Origin of the sequence: Bacillus mojavensis, from assembly GCF_012648005.1 — a bacterium.
Classification (GTDB): Bacteria; Bacillota; Bacilli; order Bacillales; family Bacillaceae; genus Bacillus; species Bacillus mojavensis.
Window position 1 is genome coordinate 3,097,741 of the sequence record NZ_CP051464.1, and the last position, 20,377, is coordinate 3,118,117.

The 20,377-nt window shown below is 47.1% G+C and carries 21 protein-coding genes; 6 read left to right on the forward strand and 15 right to left on the reverse strand.

What is annotated here, in order from left to right:
- Positions 1–40 precede the first annotated feature (40 nt).
- The 4 genes from thrB to cotNH all read right to left on the reverse strand — a co-directional run bounded on the left by thrB (position 41) and on the right by cotNH (position 4,543).
- Positions 41–970 carry a homoserine kinase gene (thrB, locus tag HC660_RS16225; RefSeq protein ID WP_168748662.1) on the reverse strand — a complete coding sequence of 310 codons (930 nt, stop codon included), beginning with the start codon at positions 968–970 and terminating at the stop codon, positions 41–43.
- Entirely contained in the window at positions 967–2,025 is a 1,059-nt protein-coding gene (thrC, locus tag HC660_RS16230; RefSeq protein WP_106019930.1) for a threonine synthase, read from the reverse strand. Before thrC ends, thrB begins: the two co-directional genes overlap by 4 nt.
- Before the next feature lie 5 nt (positions 2,026–2,030).
- Positions 2,031–3,326, reverse strand: a complete 1,296-nt coding sequence (locus HC660_RS16235; protein ID WP_168748663.1) for a homoserine dehydrogenase — start codon at positions 3,324–3,326, stop codon at positions 2,031–2,033.
- Between the two features lie 203 nt (positions 3,327–3,529).
- Positions 3,530–4,543, reverse strand: coding sequence for a spore coat-associated protein CotNH (gene cotNH, locus HC660_RS16240; protein WP_168749500.1), 1,014 nt, complete (start codon positions 4,541–4,543; stop codon positions 3,530–3,532).
- Between the two features lie 153 nt (positions 4,544–4,696).
- Here cotNH and HC660_RS16245 point away from each other — a divergent pair, with 153 nt between their 5' ends.
- Positions 4,697–5,197 (forward strand): phosphatidylglycerophosphatase A family protein, encoded by a 501-nt coding sequence (locus HC660_RS16245; protein WP_024122730.1) that lies wholly within the window; start codon positions 4,697–4,699, stop codon positions 5,195–5,197.
- A gap of 27 nt (positions 5,198–5,224) precedes the next feature.
- On the opposite strand, the gene nucF is transcribed toward HC660_RS16245, so the two are convergent.
- The 3 genes from nucF to HC660_RS16260 are packed head-to-tail and all read right to left on the reverse strand — an operon-like array spanning position 5,225 to position 6,758.
- Positions 5,225–5,995 carry a TIGR01457 family HAD-type hydrolase gene (gene nucF, locus HC660_RS16250; protein ID WP_168748664.1) on the reverse strand — a complete coding sequence of 257 codons (771 nt, stop codon included), beginning with the start codon at positions 5,993–5,995 and terminating at the stop codon, positions 5,225–5,227.
- Positions 5,996–6,023: 28 nt separating this feature from the next.
- Positions 6,024–6,458, reverse strand: a complete 435-nt coding sequence (locus tag HC660_RS16255) for a DUF86 domain-containing protein (RefSeq protein WP_010331745.1) — start codon at positions 6,456–6,458, stop codon at positions 6,024–6,026.
- Positions 6,459–6,482: 24 nt separating this feature from the next.
- Entirely contained in the window at positions 6,483–6,758 is a 276-nt protein-coding gene (locus HC660_RS16260) for a YutD family protein (RefSeq protein ID WP_003228682.1), read from the reverse strand.
- Positions 6,759–6,870: 112 nt separating this feature from the next.
- Between HC660_RS16260 and HC660_RS16265 the strand changes: the two genes are divergently transcribed.
- Positions 6,871–7,500, forward strand: coding sequence for a YhcN/YlaJ family sporulation lipoprotein (locus HC660_RS16265; protein WP_168748665.1), 630 nt, complete (start codon positions 6,871–6,873; stop codon positions 7,498–7,500).
- A 15-nt stretch (positions 7,501–7,515) separates the two neighbouring features.
- Here HC660_RS16265 and lipA read toward each other — a convergent pair whose 3' ends face one another.
- Positions 7,516–8,412: a lipoyl synthase gene (lipA, locus tag HC660_RS16270; protein WP_010331747.1), complete on the reverse strand. Its 897-nt coding sequence runs from the start codon at positions 8,410–8,412 to the stop codon at positions 7,516–7,518.
- A 237-nt stretch (positions 8,413–8,649) separates the two neighbouring features.
- Here lipA and lytH point away from each other — a divergent pair, with 237 nt between their 5' ends.
- On the forward strand, positions 8,650–9,630 hold the full coding sequence (gene lytH / locus HC660_RS16275; protein WP_168748666.1) for an L-Ala--D-Glu endopeptidase: 981 nt from the start codon (positions 8,650–8,652) through the stop codon (positions 9,628–9,630).
- A gap of 27 nt (positions 9,631–9,657) precedes the next feature.
- Here the strand turns inward: lytH and yunB are convergent, their stop codons facing one another.
- The 7 genes from yunB to HC660_RS16310 all read right to left on the reverse strand — a co-directional run bounded on the left by yunB (position 9,658) and on the right by HC660_RS16310 (position 15,793).
- The gene (yunB, locus tag HC660_RS16280) at positions 9,658–10,425 is read right to left on the reverse strand and encodes a sporulation protein YunB (protein ID WP_010331749.1); all 768 of its coding nucleotides are present in this window, start codon (positions 10,423–10,425) and stop codon (positions 9,658–9,660) included.
- 71 nt (positions 10,426–10,496) lie between these two features.
- Positions 10,497–10,802 (reverse strand): YunC family protein, encoded by a 306-nt coding sequence (locus HC660_RS16285; protein WP_010331750.1) that lies wholly within the window; start codon positions 10,800–10,802, stop codon positions 10,497–10,499.
- Positions 10,803–10,867: 65 nt separating this feature from the next.
- Positions 10,868–12,259: a bifunctional metallophosphatase/5'-nucleotidase gene (locus tag HC660_RS16290; RefSeq protein ID WP_168748667.1), complete on the reverse strand. Its 1,392-nt coding sequence runs from the start codon at positions 12,257–12,259 to the stop codon at positions 10,868–10,870.
- Positions 12,260–12,278: 19 nt separating this feature from the next.
- Positions 12,279–13,100, reverse strand: a complete 822-nt coding sequence (locus HC660_RS16295) for a sulfite exporter TauE/SafE family protein (RefSeq protein ID WP_168748668.1) — start codon at positions 13,098–13,100, stop codon at positions 12,279–12,281.
- Positions 13,101–13,117: 17 nt separating this feature from the next.
- Positions 13,118–13,966, reverse strand: a complete 849-nt coding sequence (locus HC660_RS16300) for a DUF72 domain-containing protein (RefSeq protein ID WP_010331753.1) — start codon at positions 13,964–13,966, stop codon at positions 13,118–13,120.
- 37 nt (positions 13,967–14,003) lie between these two features.
- On the reverse strand, positions 14,004–14,351 hold the full coding sequence (locus HC660_RS16305; RefSeq protein ID WP_010331754.1) for a YunG family protein: 348 nt from the start codon (positions 14,349–14,351) through the stop codon (positions 14,004–14,006).
- A gap of 98 nt (positions 14,352–14,449) precedes the next feature.
- On the reverse strand, positions 14,450–15,793 hold the full coding sequence (locus HC660_RS16310; RefSeq protein WP_168748669.1) for an allantoinase: 1,344 nt from the start codon (positions 15,791–15,793) through the stop codon (positions 14,450–14,452).
- A gap of 179 nt (positions 15,794–15,972) precedes the next feature.
- Here HC660_RS16310 and pucR point away from each other — a divergent pair, with 179 nt between their 5' ends.
- The 3 genes from pucR (at position 15,973) to HC660_RS16325 (ending at position 20,363) form a co-directional block, all read left to right on the forward strand.
- The gene (gene pucR, locus HC660_RS16315; protein ID WP_168748670.1) at positions 15,973–17,568 is read left to right on the forward strand and encodes a purine catabolism transcriptional regulator PucR; all 1,596 of its coding nucleotides are present in this window, start codon (positions 15,973–15,975) and stop codon (positions 17,566–17,568) included.
- Positions 17,569–17,768: 200 nt separating this feature from the next.
- Positions 17,769–19,064 (forward strand): nucleobase:cation symporter-2 family protein, encoded by a 1,296-nt coding sequence (locus HC660_RS16320; protein ID WP_425321669.1) that lies wholly within the window; start codon positions 17,769–17,771, stop codon positions 19,062–19,064.
- Between the two features lie 6 nt (positions 19,065–19,070).
- Positions 19,071–20,363, forward strand: coding sequence for a nucleobase:cation symporter-2 family protein (locus HC660_RS16325; protein ID WP_168748672.1), 1,293 nt, complete (start codon positions 19,071–19,073; stop codon positions 20,361–20,363).
- Positions 20,364–20,377: the final 14 nt, after the last annotated feature.

A 20,377-nucleotide genomic window follows, 5' to 3' on the forward strand; every position in this document is an offset into this window, starting at 1 on the left:
AAGCGTTCCTCTGCTGACGCTGAGGAACGCTTAGAATGCTCTATACACTTTTCATTTGATAGAAAGGATTTCGCTCTATTATACTTCCCTCTTTCGGAACGGTCAAAGCGTCGACTTCACAATGCGGGAAGTGAAGTGCGAGCTGCTCTTTCAGCGCATCCCCTTTTCCTTTTTCGGTCATGACGAGAATCGTCGGGCCCGCTCCGCTGAGAGCAGTTCCATAAGCGCCTTTCATCTCGGCAACATGCTCCACTTTAGACAACTCTGGGACTAGCATCGCCCGATACGGCTGATGGAACATATCTTTTCTCATGATTTTTCCGACGAGCGGCCAATCCTTTGACATGATCGCCGCGATGAGAATGTTGCTGACAGCACTGGCTTTTACAGCGTCCGCATAGAGAAACTCTGTCGGAAGCACGTCTCGCGCGTCTCTTGTCAGCACCTCGTAAAAAGGAATGACAACCACAACATCAATGTCGGCATCCGGCACGCGGATCATTTGTGTCTCGTCGTCTTCATGCAGCCCGATCACAAGCCCGCCGACGAGAGAAGCGCCTGCATTGTCCGGATGTCCTTCTTCAAGGCTGGCTAAATGCAGCTTGTCCGCTTCGGAGAGCTTTAACCCGCATAATTCGTCAGCCAGTTCTATAGCCGCCACTATGGCCGCAGCGCTGCTGCCAAGACCGCGTGCAAGCGGGATGTCGCTCCACACTTTCACATGTACAGGTGGCATTTCTTTTCCGTACATATCTGCCGTCCGTTTAGCCACTTGATAGATCATATTATCTGTACCCGCCGGTATTCCGGCGACTGTTTCTGTTTCAGCTTCAAAAGACCATTGATCGCTTTCATAGACGGTCAGCTTTAAATATCTGCTGAGCGCCATTCCGACTGAATCAAAGCCGGGGCCTAGGTTAGCTGTGCTTCCGGGAACAGTGACAGAGAACAGCATGTCGGCATCATTCATACACGAGCCGCTCCTTTTAAGTATTCGAGGATGCTGTCTTCATCAGTCGGCAGGGTGACCGGCTTCATTTCAGAAATGTCGACCGCTGTGTTCGGGTCTTTCAGCCCGTTTCCTGTTAACACAGCCACAACCTTGCTGCCTTTCGGAATTTCTCCGGATTTTACTTGTTTCAGCACACCTGCAATAGATGCGCAGGAGCCCGGTTCTGCAAACACGCCTTCTTCACGGGCAATCAGCTGATACGCATGAAGAATTTCATCGTCAGTGACTTCGTCAATTTTTCCATTGGACTCCTCAGCCGCTTTTACAGCTTTATCCCAGCTTGCTGGGTTTCCGATACGAATCGCTGTTGCCACGGTTTCCGGATTTTCAATGACTTCGTTGCGGACGATCGCAGCTGCCCCTTCCGCTTCAAAACCGCGCATTTTCGGAAGGCCAGTGCCGTTTTTCTCATGATATTCTTTGAAGCCCTTCCAGTACGCTGTGATGTTTCCCGCGTTTCCGACCGGAATCGCCAAAACGTCCGGGGCTTCGCCCAGCTGTTCGCACACTTCGAAGGCAGCTGTTTTTTGGCCTTCGATACGGTAAGGGTTGACCGAGTTGACAAGCGCGATCGGTGATTTTTCACAAATTGAGCGGACAATTTTAAGCGCATCGTCAAAGTTGCCATCGATCGCAATGATTTCAGCTCCGTACATGACTGCCTGAGCAAGCTTGCCAAACGCGATTTTTCCGTTCGGGATGATGACAATACATTTCATATTGGCGCGGGCTGCATAAGCAGCCGCAGCCGCTGATGTATTTCCGGTTGACGCACACATAATCGTGTCGTTGCCTTCTTCTTTCGCCTTTGCCACCGCCATAACCATCCCGCGGTCTTTAAAAGATCCAGTAGGGTTTACGCCTTCTGTTTTGACATGAAGCTCAATCCCGAGCTGTTCAGAAAGCTTCGGCAAATGAATGAGCGGCGTATTGCCTTCATGTAACGTAAGCGCCGGTGTTTGATCCGTTACAGGTAAAAACTCTTTATATTGATGGATAAGTCCTTTCCACATTAGCTTCAACCGTTCCCTTCTACACGATATGTGCTTTTTACTTCTTGAACGACTTCTAAATCATTTAAGTTTTGCAGGATATCACTGAAATCAGCTTCTGATGTATGATGTGTGACGATGACGATTTCTGCTAGCTCATCATGCCCCTTAATCGGCAGCTGAAGGATTTTTTCAAAACTGACGCCCCGTTCTGAGAACACAGACGTGATTTTCGAGAATGAGCCTACCTCATCCTTCACATGAATTCTCAAAAATTGCTGTGCGTAAATGTCGGACGGCGACTTCATGTTTTTCTCGTATTGTGGCGCAACAAAGCTGTTGCCGGTTACGCCGAGACGCATGTTTTTCATGACAGCGACCAGGTCAGACACAACTGATGTGGCTGTCGGCATGCTTCCCGCTCCCGGGCCATAGAACATCGTCTCTCCGACAGCTTCGCCATATACGTAGACGGCGTTAAATTCATTATGCACGGCAGAAAGCGGATGGTGGTCTGGAAGCAGTGTCGGCTGAACGCTGACTTCAATTTTGCTGCCGTCACGCTGGGCAATCCCGATCAGCTTCATTGTGTAGCCGAGGCGTTTGCTGAAGCTGATATCCTCGTCTGTAATCTGGGAGATCCCCTTCACTTTGACATCTTCCAGATCGACGTTCATTGAGAAGCCGAGACGCGCCAATATTGCCATTTTCCGCGCGGCGTCAAGCCCTTCAACATCTGAAGTCGGGTCAGCTTCGGCAAACCCCAGATCCTGCGCTTCCTTAAGCACATCCTCGTAAGGGCTTTTCTCCTTAATCATTTTTGTTAAGATAAAGTTCGTTGTTCCGTTTACGATTCCCATCATTTTAGTAATCCTGTCTGATGAGAGGCCTTCCTCTAATGTGCGAAGAATTGGAATTCCGCCGGCAACGCTGGCTTCGAAGTAAATGTCACAGCCATTTTCCTTTGCTTCTGCGAGCAGTTCAGAACCGTACACGGCCATTAAATCTTTGTTTGCCGTGACAACGTGTTTTTTCGATCTCAAAGCGTCGAGCAAATATTGCTTTGTCTGCTCAACACCGCCGATCACCTCGATGATGACATCTACATCAGAGTCGTCGATCACATCATATACTTCTGTCGTGAGCACTTCCTTCGGCAAATCTACTTCTCTTTTTTTCTCTAAATCTTTTACAAGCACTTTTTTTATCGTAATGGGACAGCCAACCTGATGCATCAGCTTATCCTGATGGTCTTGAATAATTTTAACGACACCGCTTCCGACGGTACCTAAGCCCAAAAGCCCTACACGAATTGCTTTCAAAAAAACTCCACCCTTCTTTAGATTGTCCTCTCAAGAGAGACAATTGTTAACTCAACACAGACATATAAGTTACAAATATTATATAAGCCCACTCCTGTTTTGACAAGACAACAATCTGTTGAATTTTGTGAATGTAAACGCTTAATCAATTGATATGACAAGATTCTTTATTTTCTAATTATTTTTGTCAGATTTTCTCCTTCTTACAAGCCGCCCTTTCCGAGCCAGCTGACAGGGGGAACAAACAAGTTCTGCGCTCTCATGTTCATAAACTCCTGGGCGGCATTCAGAAATTGTTCATAGCCCGAATCACTGAGAATGTAGTCGAGCTGCTCTTCATAATAGTGCTTTTCCGACTCTGAAGAAATATAGTAGCCTTCCACGATTTCATAATAATGAAGGGGAAAAAGGAGACGGCTGTACAAAAGACGCTTCGAAAATGAAGACAGCGGTGTGATTTGCTCGTATTCCTGCAAAAAGCGAAAGCCCTGCCGGTTAAAATCATCACGGTGATGCAAAAATGAGTGTCTCATATATTCGGCTAAATCGCGTGCAGCGTGGTCAAATACCCAGTCAGCTGGAATCCTGATAAGGGATTCAGGAGACCACGTATTTCTTTCCATCCGCTGATGGCATATCGTTCCTGAATCAGTTGCTTGCGGTTTGTCATCGAGCTCAGTATCAACTAAATATTGAATCGCGTTTTCTGACAGCCCTAAATAGTATGGAAACGATTCAATCATTTTTTTATCAAAAGGCTCGTGCGGAGGGGTATGAACCTTTCGCTGCCAAAACGCTTCAAGCTGATCAATGCGTTTCCCCCACAGGTCTTTCCACTGCCCGATTCTCCCTGCCTCCTTCACTTCATACGGGTATCCTCTGCCCTTTCGATGAAACTCCGCCAGTTCTGTCCCTATGGAAAATGCACGATTTGAAAAAGGAGGAGCCGCCTTCAGCAGGGCGTACGTTTTTCCCTCATGTTCAAAGGTCAGTTCACCTTCTTTTGTAAAGATAAAAACGGAAACGTATGGGTCACTTTGTTCTTGTAAATACTGACTCATGTAATAAAGCTCCGCCAGCTCCGCATCTGAAAAATGGGAAACGGGAACAATCAAAAAGAAGGAATTCGGTGTTTGAAAGCATTGATACGTATGCTGATACATGGAAAGCTGCCTGATATGAATGCCGTATTTTTCTTTTATTGTGCCTTTCACAATGATCACCTGCCTGTTGAATTAGGGCTCATCACATCGTAGTCATACACAGCCGGAATTATGAATACATATTTTAATCCGACGAAGGAGCAAGAAAAAGTCGTAAACATCTCTTACGTTTTGTATAAACTAGTAAAAAAAGATTGGGTGAAGTTGATGTCAGATAAAGAACAAATCAGTCAGATGGAAGCTAAAGCAAGAGAACGGATGAAGGAGCGCGGCGTTGAGGTATCCGATATTGCCGAGCTTGTCTTTTTTCTGCAGAAAAAATATCATCCGGATTTAACCATGGATGAATGCACGTTGAATGTGAATCGGGTCCTCGCAAAACGCGAGGTGCAAAACGCGATTTTAACGGGCATTGAATTGGACGTTCTTGCTGAGCAGAAAAAACTGTCTGAACCGCTGCAAACGATGCTGGAGATAGATGAAAGCCTATATGGAGTAGATGAAGTTCTGGCATTTTCCATCGTGAATATTTACGGGTCCATCGGGTTTACAAACTATGGCTACATCGACAAAGAAAAACCCGGTATCCTCGGCCGTTTGAATGATAAATCAACCGGCGAATGCCATACATTTCTTGATGACATTGTCGGCGCCATTTCCGCTGCGGCCTCCAGCAGGCTCGCACACCGCGCACGGCATACAGAATAAAGGGCACCCTTTTGGGGCGCCCTTTTGTTATATATGTTGAATCCACTCAGTCAGAGAATCAATAGCGTGAGTCGGTTTTTCCATATCGTCTGTCATATGCTCTCTTTTCGTTACGCCTGTGTGGACAAGCAGTGTATCCATCCCTGCATTCATGCCTGCCATAATATCAGTCGCGTAGTTGTCGCCGACCATAAGTGTTTCGGATACATCAGTGCCGAGAACACGCATCGCCTGCTCCATGATAATGGATTCCGGCTTGCCGATAAACACCGGCTGCACGCCTGTGGATACGGTTAACACAGAGGTCAGTGAACCATTGCCCGGCAGGAGACCTCTTTCAGTCGGTATGGCAATGTCACCGTTTGTGGAAATAAAGCGGGCGCCATTTCTGATTGCGAGGCAGCCAATGGCAAGTTTTTCATATGTAATCCCGCGGTCAATTCCGACAACAACAAAGTCCGCATCTTCCTCTGCAAAGGTCAGGCCGTTTTCTTCAATCGCCTGGCGAATGCCTTCTTCCCCGATCACATACACAGACGCGTCTTTTTTCTGCTGGGCGATATGCTGGGCAGTCGCCATGCTTGTCGTAAAGACCTGCTCCTCTGTTGCCGGAATGTCAAAAGAGACTAGCTTGTCCGCCACCTGCTTCGGTGTACGGGAAGAGTTGTTTGTCACAAAAAGATAAGGAATGCCGCGGTCTTTCAGCGTTCTGACAAATTCACACGCTTCCTCAATTTTTTCTGTGCCGTTGTACATCGTTCCGTCTAAATCAATTAAATACCCTTTATATGTTTTCATCTTTAACACTCCTGTGGCTTTCCTGTCGTTATTTAAACGCGGAAACAGGGCCCAGCTCTGTTTCCAAGTAGATTCTGATTCGTTTCGGAAAGGCTTGAAGGACCGCTAGATGCGCGGTGATCAGCTTGTAAAGCTCTGCGCTGTCAGCGAGCTGGTATTGCTGAACCAATGTTTTTCGGTACGCAATCAATTGCTTCAGCTGTGCTCCCTCTTCTTCCGTTACGACTTTTTCATCAACCAGTATGTCCATGATATCATCATAGCTGCCCGGGTCCCGCATAATAAAACCGTCGATCATGTCATTTCCTGTATCTAGAATGCATTCGATTAACAGGTGGCCGATGCGTTCAAGCGCGAGCCCCTCGATCTCGGATTTCCAGTCTGTTTGCGAATGAAACAGCGCCAGCTGACGCTCGAAGAACCCGAGTGTATGCTCTATCTTGTTTCTGTCAACAAAATACATGACAGCATCCCCTTTGTGAAATAGTTATTTTCTGATCCGTTTTAAGACAAAATACGCACAGCCGAAATTACAGTATTCGTAAATGTATTCGTCCAATGTGCTAATTTTCGTTTCAAAGGTCGCCTTTTGATTCTGGTCATCAAAGAAGCCCTTGAGCCTGAGCTGGCCGTATCCCCAGTCTCCCACAATGTAATCGTATTTATTTAAAATATCGGAATAACGAGCTTTAAAAGCCTCTTCGTTGAAGCCGTCTTTGAAATTGTGCACCAACTCAAATTCGGCATTTTGAATAAGAATCATGATCTCACCTCTTTTTCACTCATTCCTATCATAATTCATTGCCCCTTCCCCATCAATTGCTAAAGAATAATTCGTGTGATTTGGCTACCCTACACATAAGGAGGGATTACAAATGAAACGAACTGCTGTCAGCCTCTGCCTGATGACCGGGCTTTTATCCGGATGCGGAGGCGCAGGATTCAATAACGCTGAGCAGAATGTCCAGCATCAAAATGAAACCAAGCCCATTCATGTATCTGACCGCGATGAGGCTTTTAATAGGCATGATAAGAATGAACAATTTGGTTATGTTCGTTATCAAAAAGAACAAATTGACGGCGAACAGCAGGAGACACCGGCGCCAGACCGTGAAGAAACCGCTCACATCATATCAAGCTTAACGGTTCAGCTCCCTCATATTCAAGATGCCGCAGTGCTCGTAACTGACCAAGAAGCGCTTGTCGTGTACAAAACCGATTCAAGAAACCGTGAACTGACAGCTGATCAAGTGAAAAAAACGGCGGTTTCTGTGATTCCGCGTTACTATCATGTGTACATTTCCGACAATCCGAATCACATGCAGGCCATCAAAAATTACAGCAATCTGAACTCCGGTTCAAGAGATGTCAGAGACATCATGTCAGGGACGATACAAGAAATGAAAAACTCCCCGCAAGGAAGCCCTGTGTCGGAAAACGAAAATGCCAATGGAGAAACACGCCAGGACAAGGAAACGAATAGGAATGACAAAAACGCCAGATGATCTGGCGTTTTGGCATTATGCTTGCGCTTGGCGTTTTTTTGATGCTTCGTTAACCTGTTCATCCGCATGGTAGGAGGAACGGACAAGCGGACCGGCTTCACAGTGACTGAAGCCTTTTTGCATCGCGATTTCCTTCAATTCTGCAAATTCATCAGGATGATAATATTTTTGGACTTTTAAGTGCTTCTTCGACGGCTGCAGGTATTGGCCGATTGCCATAATATCAACATTGTTTGCCAAGAGGTCGTCCATCACTTCGATAATTTCTTCTTTCGTTTCACCGAGTCCGATCATGATGCTTGATTTTGTGGGAATGTCTGGCTGCATTTCTTTCGCGCGGCGCAAAAATTCCAATGAACGGTCGTATGTCGCACGCGCGCGGACTCTTGGCGTCAGGCGGCGAACCGTTTCGATATTGTGATTCAGGATGTCAGGGCGCGTATCCATTAACGTTTTTAAGTTATCATAGTTTCCGCCCATATCTGACGGAAGCACCTCAATAGTCGTAAATGGGCTTTTTCTGCGGATTGCACGGACAGTTTCCGCGAAGATACCCGCACCGCCGTCTTTTTGGTCATCACGCGCAACAGCTGTGATAACCGCGTGTTTCAGATTCATCAGAGCGACGGAATCTGCTACGCGTTCCGGCTCTTGCAGGTCAAGCTCAGTCGGAAGGCCCGTTTTGACAGCGCAGAAACGGCACGCTCTCGTACAAACAGATCCTAAAATCATAAATGTCGCTGTACGTCTCACTGCCCAGCATTCATGAATATTCGGACATTTTGCTTCTTCACATACGGTGTGCAGATTGTTTTCCCGCATGAGTTTTTTGAGCCCTGTATAATTTTCATTTGTATTTAATTTGATTTTGAGCCATTCGGGCTTTCTGAGGTGTTCGTCTTTCTTTGCCAATTCCCATCATCTCCAATATCCAATATACTCAATTTCTGACACGAAACATTCTGAAAACGAGATAGGTGCAGTTCTTTCATTTCTGCAACAAAAATAATGTTTTTCTAACTAAAGAAAGTCTTTTCTTTAGACACTTTAACATAGGAAAAATTTCTCGACAAGGGAAGATGATTACTGACATTTTCTCGCCGGGTTGCCGCAAACTATGTGTATTCAATATTGAAAGGAGATTATTTTGTGAAAGTTGTGTTATCTGTCCTTCTTCTCCTTTTGTTTGCATTTGAACCTTTTGCGTCTGGAAAAGAGCTTTCAGATCCGGTGCTTTCTAAACGGATGGAATTATATCATAAAGTCGAAGCTGTGACGCAGATTCCTTGGTATGCGCTAGCCGCTGTTGATCAATACGAGGAGAATGTGCGGAGCAACAGAAAGGATCTGCCTGACAAAACGGGAATCATCAGCATCTATGTACCGGATGAAATCTGGAGCGGACCAGAAAACCCGAATCCGAAAGACGATGCACCGTTAAGCATAAAAGTGTTTGACGGAATCGGAATGGACGGTGACGGCGATGGGAAAGCCGAAGTCAGCAATGACGAAGACATTTTGTATACATTCGCACAATATCTGCTGTCGTACGGCACAGATGAGGAAAATATCCGCATCGGGCTCTGGAATTACTACCGCCGTGATCAAACAGTGGGAATCATATCCGAGTTCATGAAGCTGTTTAAGGCATACGGTCATATTGATTTGGGCGAGCATGCGTTTCCGCTTCCAATCAGAACGGATTACAGCTATCGCAGCACGTGGGGGGACGCCCGCGGCTTTGGAGGAAGGCGGATTCATGAAGGAACGGATATCTTTGCCCATTATGGCCTTCCTGTAAAATCCACCTGTTACGGCGTCATTGAAATGAAAGGCTGGAACCGCTTTGGAGGATGGAGAATCGGCATCAGAGATATTAACAATACGTATCATTATTTCGCCCACCTCAATGGGTTTGCGAAAGGCATTAAACCAGGGCAGATCGTTGAGCCCGGCCAAGTGATCGGGTCAGTCGGCAGCTCAGGATACGGCCCGCCCGGCACAGCCGGAAAATTTCCGCCGCACCTGCACTATGGCATGTATAAGGATAATGGAAAAACGGAATGGTCGTTTGATCCTTATCCTCATTTGAGAGCGTGGGAGCGCTATGAGTACAAGAAAAAGAAATGACGAAAGCCGCCTCATGAAAAGGCGGCTTTATTTTTTGTTTTTTTCATTTTTTGAATCATGGCTTTCTTCTTCTTTGCTGCTTGGAAGCTGGACAGAAGGCGTAACACCTGAACCGCCGCTTCCGTTATAAAATTGCGGGACTTCGCCCTGCACTGCTTTAATTGATACAGGAACATTATTGGTGACCACGGCCGTTTTGCTTGCGAACGGGATGATGACCTTCACTTTAATTTCTACAAAGATGCTGATATCAATCAGTGCGTTATTAATGCCGTATGGCTTTATTTTTGTTTTGACGTCCGTAAAGGCGTCACCGATCAAATTGAACCGGACCGGAATTTTCGGGCCTAGGTTTCCAAGAAGGCTGTTTCCTGTCACCTGTCCCAATGGGATGTTGATCATAATATTTTCACTTGCACCGCTGTGTCCCGTGTGGGTTTCCATCTCTTTCAGATGAGACTGAAGCTGCTTTGTCACCTTTGTTTTCACACTGTTTATAACCTGTGTATTAAAATCGATTGTCGTTAAATTTCCGTTTTCATCAGAATTCATTTGAAACATATCTTTCATATTTTCGCTGTCAGACATATAATCCTCAATGGAATCCTGAATCACCTCAGTTGCCACACGCTTCGTTTCCATTTCACCGATGCTCATTAATACCGGTTTAATAGAGCCGTTGATCATCCAAAGGCTGACTGTTGTCGATATGATAAAAAATACGAGTGACAGCAACAGCACGTACCGGAAAGGCAAAGGTCCTCTCTTGCGAAGAGGGCCGCGATATCTTGGCAAGAAAATCCCCCCTTACATATCACAATGTATGCTTGTAAGGGGGGACATAGTAATAGCCGGGCCAATTTATTTTATTTCACCATTTTTAAAAGCGCTTCTCTGCCGCTCATGCCGGCATGAATGCCAAGATCCTCTGCGGCATAGGTGACGGATTCTAAAGGGGCGTCTAACAGCTGGTCAATTGTTCGTACACCAACCGCCCGTCCCGCCACAATTCCACGCTCCTTTAATTTTTCATTCAGCAGCGCCACATCAAGCGCGCCGCACATAATATATCCGTGATCATTGGAGACTGCCATGAAATTTGTTTTTGGAAGTTTTACTGTCACAGCTGTAAAAGGCTGTCCTTCTATCATAATCGGTGTCAGATTTACCACGTCAATCAACTCCCTTCATTTATCACTTTATGATGAAGGGCACGGCTTGTTGTGGGCTGACTTCCTTATTGTGCAAGCTTCCAGGCAAGCAGATCCCGCAAAAATTCCGGCATAAAATATTCTTTTTCTGCGGCGTCGCGGATGATCGGAAACATCCTGCCGAGCGTAAACATGTCGAGAACCGCAACGGAGTATTGTTTATGTTTTTCAATCTCTTCCCCGTTCAGCGTGATCCGTGTGACATGCGTGATTCCGTCATCCAAGCGTTTCGTTTCGACATCGACACCCGCGTACACCATTTTCCCCATCACTTCTCCCCGGAAGCCCAATCCTTTAATTCGAAGCTGCTCCACCTGTTCTGAAGCAGCATGGAGAATCGTTTCTTTCAGTTCCTCTCCCGTCAGGCGGACAGTAACCGGGTTGATGGGGTGAGGACAGATGCGGTGCAGGTCAAGCTTCGTCACCGGGCCGGCTTTAAGCGGTCCGAGGATGACGCCGGAATTCACCATGCTGATGTCGGCTCCGCACCATTCCTTTAACGCATATGCCAAAAGTAAAGGCAACTCGGATTCTTCAAACCACTTGACTTCAGCATCTTGCGCAAGCTCCGCAACGGCAACGGACAGCTTTTCCTCGGCTTCACGTTCTTTTTCCTCAAGAAATGCTTTGGTTTCCGCCGATTCCCCTGTCCATTCCGCCACATTTTGAACAGACGCTGTTTTGCTGATGATTTTTCGCTTTTCGCTGTCAAACGTGATGTCTACACAGCCGACATAGTTTCCGTATTTCTCAGCGCTGGCAAGCAATACACCGTTGACCATCTGTCCATTTTCAAGCAGATGGTGAGTATGAGACTCGAGGATTACGTCTATCTCCGGAACTGCTTCAGCAACCGCTTGATCGTCAAGAATTCCCAAATGCGACAGGAGAACGATGATATCAGCCTGCCCTTTCACTTCCTGTATGGTTTCTTTTATACTTTCGAGCGCATCAGTAACAGTCCATTCCAGCTTGTCATAGACGGGATAATACGGCACCGTTACGCCTAACAAAGCGATGGTCATGCCGTTTCTCAATGTTTTGATATGGTAAGGAACCGCCCAGGACGGGCGGTTTCCGTTTTTGTCATACAGATTAGAGACGATAACGGGAAACTCAGCATGATCATATAAAGAAGCAAGCTCTTCATGAGGAAGCGTAATTCCCTCGTTATTGCCGATAGCCGCTCCATCAATTTGAAGACGGTTTAAGAGGTCTACATTCGCTTTTCCGAATGTTGCCTCAGTCACAAAATGAAAACGATCAATATGATCACCAATATCAAAAACGAGCGTCGTCTCTTCGCTGTGCAGCTGATGTTCTTTTCTTTTATGCTCAATATAATCTGTTATTTTTGGCCAATTTTCAAAATGGCTGTGCAAATCATTTGTGTGATATAAGCGGAGCTTCTCTTTCATACCATTCTCTCCTAATCGTTCAGCTGAAAATGCCTTCATAAATGAGCTGGCAGCCGATCAAAATTAATACGATCCGCATGATCATGACGATCGTTTTCGTCTGCATTTTTCGGTTGATGGCGGCTCCAAGCTTTCCGCCGAACCAAGCGCCGGGCACAAGCGCGAGGGCGTACAGCCAATTCACATGCCCGGACATAATATGTGATACAGATCCTGTCATAGAAGACAGGAAAATAATGAACATGGACGTTGCCACCGCAACCTTTGGCGGGAACAGGAATAACAGCATCATGGCCGGAACCATCAGCGAGCCGCCGCCTATTCCAAAGAGCCCGCCTAAAAAGCCGACAACAAAGGCGATGGCAATCCCGACAGACGCCTGATACGAGTAAGTATAGGGCTCTCCGGCATCATCCTGAAAAGTCCGTATTATTCCTCTGTGCTCTTTGTTTACCGGCCGCGCCTTCGCTTTCAGCATTAAGGATAATGAAATAAGAATCATAAATATGCCAAACCAAATAGAAAACGAGCTGGAATTAAAAAGCTTTGATACATAGGCCCCGATTATGCTGCCGGGACCTGAACCGATAAAGAAAATGAGCCCGCTTTTATAATCAACCGTTTTATATTTAATATAAGCCAAAGTTGAGGAAAGACCCGTAAAAATAATGACCAGAAGCGAAGTACCGATGGCGACCTGCGGCGTCACATCCTGAAAATACGGCGTCACCGCGCTTAAAAACATCATGGCCGGAACGATGACAATCCCGCCGCCGAGTCCAATCAAACTTCCTACCGTACCCGCAATAAATCCCAGTACGACCAAAATCACAAACGACATCAATCAAAACCTCTTTTCTAAAATAAACCGAGCTGTCTCGGAGAAAGTCCGGAGTACTCGATATCAAGCAGTTCAAGCATTTGCTTGCCGTTATCCGCGGCGTCTCCGCCGGAATTGTTGTTGAAGAGGACAAATACATCTTTACATTGCTGCTGCAATGCGTTCAGATGCTTTTTCCAGTCTTCCAGCTCCTGTTTGTTATAGCGGTATAAATATCTGACCTCACGCCAGTTCTTCCCGCCATCGGGCTTCATCCAGCCCTGCTTGTTGCGTCCGTGAAACCTGACGAGCGTTTTGTTTTCATCGGTCGCCCGCAAAACAGTCGGAACGCTTCCCTCGCCGATTTGCGGTTCGTCACAGACACTGTGAATCCAGCCTTCCGCTTTCATAAAGGAAAGCGTCTGCTCATAAAATGGCGGTGAAAACCAGGAGCGGTTTCTGAACTCAAGCGCGCAAGGAATATCACCCATTTGATTTTTGCACCATCTTAAATAAGCGACATTTTCTTTCTTGCAGTCAAACCACGGCGGAAATTGAAACAGCACCATGGCGAGCTTATTGCTATGTAAATATGGCGTTAAGGACAGCTTAAAAGCATCAAACATCTCCTCTTTCGAGTCAAACGGAATGTCGCCGCGCTGATGCCCCGTCATGCCCTGGTACGCTTTAATGATAAATTGGAAGGTTTCCGGTGTTTCCTTCACCCACTTTTCATTGTTGCGCGCCGGCTGAATCGCGTAAAAGCTCGCGTCTACTTCCACGATCGGAAAATGGGAGGAATAGGCCTGCAATTTTTTCTGGCTGGGCGTTTTCGGCGGATAAATGCTGTCATGATCCCCCCATCCCGTCAGTCCGATATAAATCACAATCATTCACCTCTCTTCCAGTTTATCACACGCGTTTTCAGGTTTCCTCGGAAATGCTGTTCATATTGCGGAAAAACGCTGAGCGCAGATGCTGATATTGTTCCTCATTGGTATCCAAAAACGCCTCCTCTCTTGAGGAAGGGATATTTTGGTACACAATAGGCTCCTGAAACTGTTCACTCGTAAAGTCATACACAGCCCCATTTATGCTGTTATAAAAGTGCCAGCTCTCACCGACCTTTGTTTTGAAAATATCGCCCCCGAATTGCTCCTGTACCACCAATGCCGTCACGCCGCATTGGCCGCATGCCGGGCATTCTTTCGTCCATTTGGAACTCGTATGCAGCGACCATGATTGGTTTAGTATGTGTTTGACGTGTTCCATCATCGCAGCCCCCTTTTTAAAAAGATACCACGATGCTTGATTTTTAAAAACCAAAGTCACTGACATAAAAAAACCCCGCAGATTTCAATCTGCCGGGTTTACGAAGGAACGACCAGCGCTCCCTCAATTCCGCTGTCTGCTTTCTCCCCATCACTGTACACGCACCGTCCTCTGCTGTAGGTGGATGAGATGCGGCAGGGGAAGGTATGTCCTTCATAAATGCTCTGCTTATGCTTTGCAAACATCGTCTCTGTTGTGACTGTGTACGGCTCCATGCTGACGAGAACGACATCCGCGTCCCGTCCCTCTTCAAGCCGCCCTTTTTGCTGAAGGCCGAATCGCTTCGCGGGTGCCCCCGCTGTCCATTCAGCAATGGTTTCAAATGGAATGTCCCGCTCAAGGGCCAGTTCAAGCATGGCCAATAAAGTAAACTGCCCGCCGCTGATTCCGCCCCATGACAAAAACATATTATCCTCCCGCTTCAGAGAAGGACGGCAAGGGGAGTGGTCCGAGGACACCATGTCAATATCCCCTGCGATCAGCGTATCAATTAACGCCTCTTTTGATGGCTGCGATCTGAGCGGAGGGGCGCATTTTGCGACAGAGCCCTTTTCCCGTAAATCGTCATGGCTGAACAAAACATAATGCGGGCATGTTTCGACCGAAACATCAAGCCCTTCCCGTTTCGCCTCTCTGATCAGCCGGACCGCTTTCGCCGTGCTGATATGGACAAAATGAACTGGACAGCCTGTCACCTTCGCATACTGAATCGTGCGATACACTGCTTCAGCTTCGGCTTCCTCCGGGCGGGAGGCCGCGTATGCATCTGCATTCACTTTCCCTTTATTCGCCCATTCCATCTGCAAAAAGCTTGTGATCGCATCGCTTTCTGCGTGAAGAGCAAGGATTTTTCCTGCGGCCGCGATTTCTTTCATGCCTTTAAGCAAGGTCCGTTCATCAACAGAGCGAAACTCCTCTGTGCCTGATTTTGATAAAAATGCTTTAAATCCTATCGCACCCGCTTCAGCCATTGGATGTATGTCATCAATATGACCGGGCACAAGGCCGCCCCATAACGCAAAATCCACCGCCGATTTTCGCCTGCCGATTTCAGCTTTTGCGAGAAGGTTTTCAGCCGTCACCGTGGATGGAATGCAGTTCAGCGGCATATCAAAATAAGTGGTGCAGCCGCCTGCAGCCATCATCCGTGAGCCCGTTTCAAACCCTTCCCAATCCTCTCTGCCGGGTTCGTTGAAATGAACATGACAATCGACCGCACCCGGAAAAACATATTGACCGCTAGCCTCCACAACCGGTGCCCCCTCTGCTTCAATTGCAGAACCGATCTTGGCAATGATCCCGTTTTTCATTGCAATATCAGCTTCTTTAACACCATCCGGCGTGACTGCCTTCGCTCCTTTTATCACCAAATCGTAAGCCATACTGATCCCTCCCCTGTATGATGATGAATTTTTATGTCAGTTTATGTAACACATTCAGTCTATTTTCAACATTTTACTGTTACTATGATCGTATTACATCAGCAAAACAGCTAGAATTAATAATGAAATTTATTCATCTTAACCAATGATTATTTTTTGCAAGAAAAGGAGATTGAGCTATGAATATTTTTGATGTGATGAAAATACCGGCTTACGAAAATGCAGTCTTAATTGCGGGAAAAGCGGGAGGAGAAAGAGAGGTTCAGCATGTCAACATGATGGATGCTCCTGATATCGCGGATTTTTTGCATAAAGACGAGCTGCTCGTCACCACCGCATATCACCTGAAGGACAATCCTCACCAGTTATCAGAGCTGATTCGGCAAATGGCAAAACGCGGCTGTGCCGGTCTCGGCATTAAAACAAAACGCTACCTGGAGGATATCCCGAAAGAAATCATCGACCTGGCCGATTCACACGCATTTCCGATTATCGAGCTCCCTGAGCATATACGCCTCGGAGACATTGTCAATGCCACGCTGAGCCACATTCTTGACATGCGTTCAAACGAGCTTCAGCAAGCCATTTACGCACATAAAAAGTTCACAAACCACATTATGAGCGGCAAGGGGCTGCAATCTCTGCTCAAAAAGGTATCAGACCTCCTTCATCTTCCCGTGCTGCTCCTTGACCAGCATGCCAAAATGCTTTCTGCCTCTCATCAGATTTCAGTTGAAACCGAAAAGCTCAAAAGCACGCTGCACACCGTGTCCGGACCGTTTTTCACTTGTTTCTCTTCGATCTCGAATCAGAAAACATATTCTGTCCTTCCTATCTATAATCACGAAAAAAGCTGCGGCTACCTGCTGATACCGGAAATGATCCAAGCCGCTGATAAAGGATTGATTCTCACCATTGAACAGGCTGCAAACGTGATTTCCTTTGAGCTGCTGAAGGAAAACGCGCTGAAGCAATACAGCCGGCGGGCGCGGAATGAATTTTTCAGTAATTTTATCGAGCGGTCGTTCTCTTCAGACGACGAAATCAAAAACCGGGCAAAAGAATTTAAGCTCAGCTGGGATCAAAAATATATGTGCATCGCCGGAAAGCTCGACCGGAATGACAGGTCGATCAGCTTTACTGAAAATCAGCTGGCCTCTGACAGTGTATTTGAATTTCTCGAAGGCGAATTGTCTGCCTTCCCATTTCCGCCTCACCTCTTTATTAAAGGAAATGTCGGCATTCTGCTGATCGAAGCGACAGACAGCTGGAGTGAAATGCACGCCTCGGTGATCAGCTTTTTAGAACAGTTTCAGGCACAGGTTAAAAACCAATTTAAACGGACATTGTCCTTTGGCATCAGCAACATTTGCCAAAAGCTGATCGATGTTCCGGACGCTTTCACAGAAGCGTCTGACGCTCTCCAATCAGGACATTTATCAAGAAGCACGGAGTTTATCCAAGTGTACCACGCGAAAGATGTACCTGAGCTTCTCCGCCTGCTCCCGGTTGAGGATTTGAAGAAATTTTACAATTCCACTCTTCAAAGCCTGGCTGAAAAGCAGCAGGAGGATCAAAGCCTGCTTCACACACTGTCTGTCTATCTAGAGACACACTGCCAGATTTCCGAGACGGCAAAACGCTTGTACGTGCATCGCAATACGGTCATCTACCGCCTCGAAAAGTGTGAAGAATTACTGGGCAAAAGCTTAAAAGATCCCGAAACGACCATGCGGTTGCGGCTTGCCTTGCGGATGCAGCGGCTGATCAGCTAGCATTTGTCACATTATCTTACAAAAGAAATGGCTTTTCGTTACTTTCAGCAATAACGCTCCTATTTTTCAGCTACTGTACCCAATGACATCTGGCAAACGGCACGCTATCATGTTACTAAAGTTCACATGTAAAAGGAGGAGCTATAGTGAAACAAAAACCGTTTGCGGTGTTCACTCTTGGCCTGCAGCATGTGCTGGCCATGTACGCAGGTGCAATTTTGGTGCCTCTGCTTGTCGGCAGAGCGCTGAATGTAACGTCGGAACAGCTGTCCTACCTATTGGCGATTGACCTGTTAACATGCGGAGCCGCGACGCTTTTGCAGACCTGGCGAGGAGCGTACATCGGCATCGGCCTTCCCGTCATGCTCGGCAGCTCGTTTGTGGCCGTCACCCCGATGATTGCAATTGGTGCAAATTACGGCATTTCAGCGATTTACGGTTCAATCATTGCAGCCGGTGTCTTGATCTTCTTGTGTGCCCGTTTCTTCGGCAAGCTGACCGTGTTATTCCCTCCTGTCGTAACAGGAACTGTTGTGACCTTGATTGGTCTTTCTCTTGTTCCGACAGGTGTGAAAAATATGGCTGGTGGAGAAAAAGTAAACGGCAGCGCCAATCCCGAATACGGTTCGCTCGAAAACCTTCTTCTTTCTGTCGGCGTCCTTATCCTGATCTTAGTCCTCAACCGCTTTCTCAAAGGGTTTGCCCGAACGCTTTCCGTTCTGATCGGGATTGCTGCGGGCACTGCGGCGGCTGCCGTCATGGGCAAGGTCAGCTTTTCATCTGTATCTGAAGCCCCATTCTTCCAAATCCCGAAGCCGTTTTACTTCGGCGCTCCATCTTTTGAAATCGGTCCAATCATCACGATGCTGATCGTCGGAATTGTCATTATTGTTGAATCAACCGGCGTTTTTTACGCCATCGGAAAGATATGCGGCCGGCCTCTAACTGAAAAAGACCTGGTCAAAGGCTACCGGGCAGAGGGAATCGCCATTATGATAGGCGGGCTGTTCAACGCCTTTCCCTATAATACATTTGCACAAAACGCCGGATTATTGCAGCTGACAAAGGTGAAAACGAGAAATGTCGTCGTCACCGCGGGCTGTATCCTTCTATTCCTTGGTCTGATTCCTAAGTTTGCCGCTCTTGCTTCCTCCGTTCCCGCGGCTGTACTCGGCGGCGCGACTGTTGTCATGTTCGGCATGGTTATCGCCTCCGGAGTAAAAATGCTCAGTACAGTGGATCTGAAAAACCAATATCATCTGCTGACCATCGCCTGCTCAATCGCACTCGGTATCGGCGCCAGCACAGTACCGGCGATTTTCACAGAGTTTCCCGCTCCGATCCGCATTCTGGTCAGTGACGGCATGATCACAGGAAGCCTGACTGCAATCTTTTTAAACCTATTCTTCAGTTTGCGCGCCAAACAGGAAAAAATCGTTCAGAAGGAAGAACTGCCCGTATTAGAAAACAAACTTGTTTTAGAAAAAGAGGTGTAAATAGAGATGAAGGAACAGCAAAATTCCTTTCAGCTTTTGATGCTTGGGCTTCAGCATATGCTGGCGATGTATGCGGGAGCCATTCTCGTCCCTCTGATCGTCGGAGCTGCGATCGGGCTGAATGCGGGCCAGCTGACATATTTAATTGCCATTGATTTGTTTATGTGCGGGGCAGCCACTCTTTTACAGCTCTGGAAAAACCGCTATTTCGGCATCGGCCTCCCCGTTGTCCTCGGCTGTACGTTTACTGCAGTCGGCCCGATGATTTCCATTGGCAGCATATACGGTGTTTCAGCGATTTACGGTGCGATTATCGCAGCCGGGCTGATAGTCGTTTTAGCCGCGGGATTCTTTGGAAAGCTTGTCCGTTTTTTCCCGCCGGTCGTAACCGGCTCAGTCGTTATGATTATCGGCATCAGCCTGATTCCGACGGCGATGAATAACCTGGCCGGCGGTGAAGGCAGCAAAGACTTCGGCTCACTAGGCAACGTGCTGCTTGGCTTTGCCGTTACAGCCTTTATTTTAGTGCTGTTTTATTTCTTTAAAGGGTTCATCCGCTCCATTGCGATTTTACTCGGCCTTGCAGCTGGAACGGCAGCCGCTTTCTTTATGGGAAAAGTCGATCTTTCTGAGGTTGCGGAGGCGTCCTGGGTTCATGTTCCTTCTATATTTTATTTCGGCACACCAACCTTTGAGCTGCCTGCCATTCTCACCATGCTATTGGTTGCGATTGTCAGCCTTGTTGAATCAACGGGTGTTTACTTTGCTCTTTCCGATATGACAAACCGGAAACTAACAGAGAAAGATCTTGGGAAAGGCTACCGTGCGGAAGGACTTGCAATTGTGCTGGGCGGCTTGTTTAACGCGTTTCCGTATACGGCTTTCTCGCAAAACGTCGGCATCGTTCAGCTTTCAAAAATTAAAAGCATCCATGTCATTGCCATCACTGGATTTATGCTGATGGCAATCGGGCTGATGCCAAAAGCCGCGGCATTGACGACCGTGATCCCGAATGCAGTTCTCGGCGGCGCGATGATCGTTATGTTTGGCATGGTCATTTCTTACGGTATTAAAATGCTTTCTGGCGTCGATTTTGAAACACAGGGCAATCTGCTGATCATTGCTTCTTCTGTCAGCTTAGGGCTTGGCGCCACCACGGTGCCCGCCTTGTTTTCCTCTCTCCCGGGAGCAGCTTCCGTGTTGACCGGAAGCGGCATTGTCATTGGCAGCTTAACCGCGATTGCATTGAACACTTTTTTTCAATGCAAACAGCCCCATGGCGCGGAAATCAATACGTAAAGGGGAGATGGCTC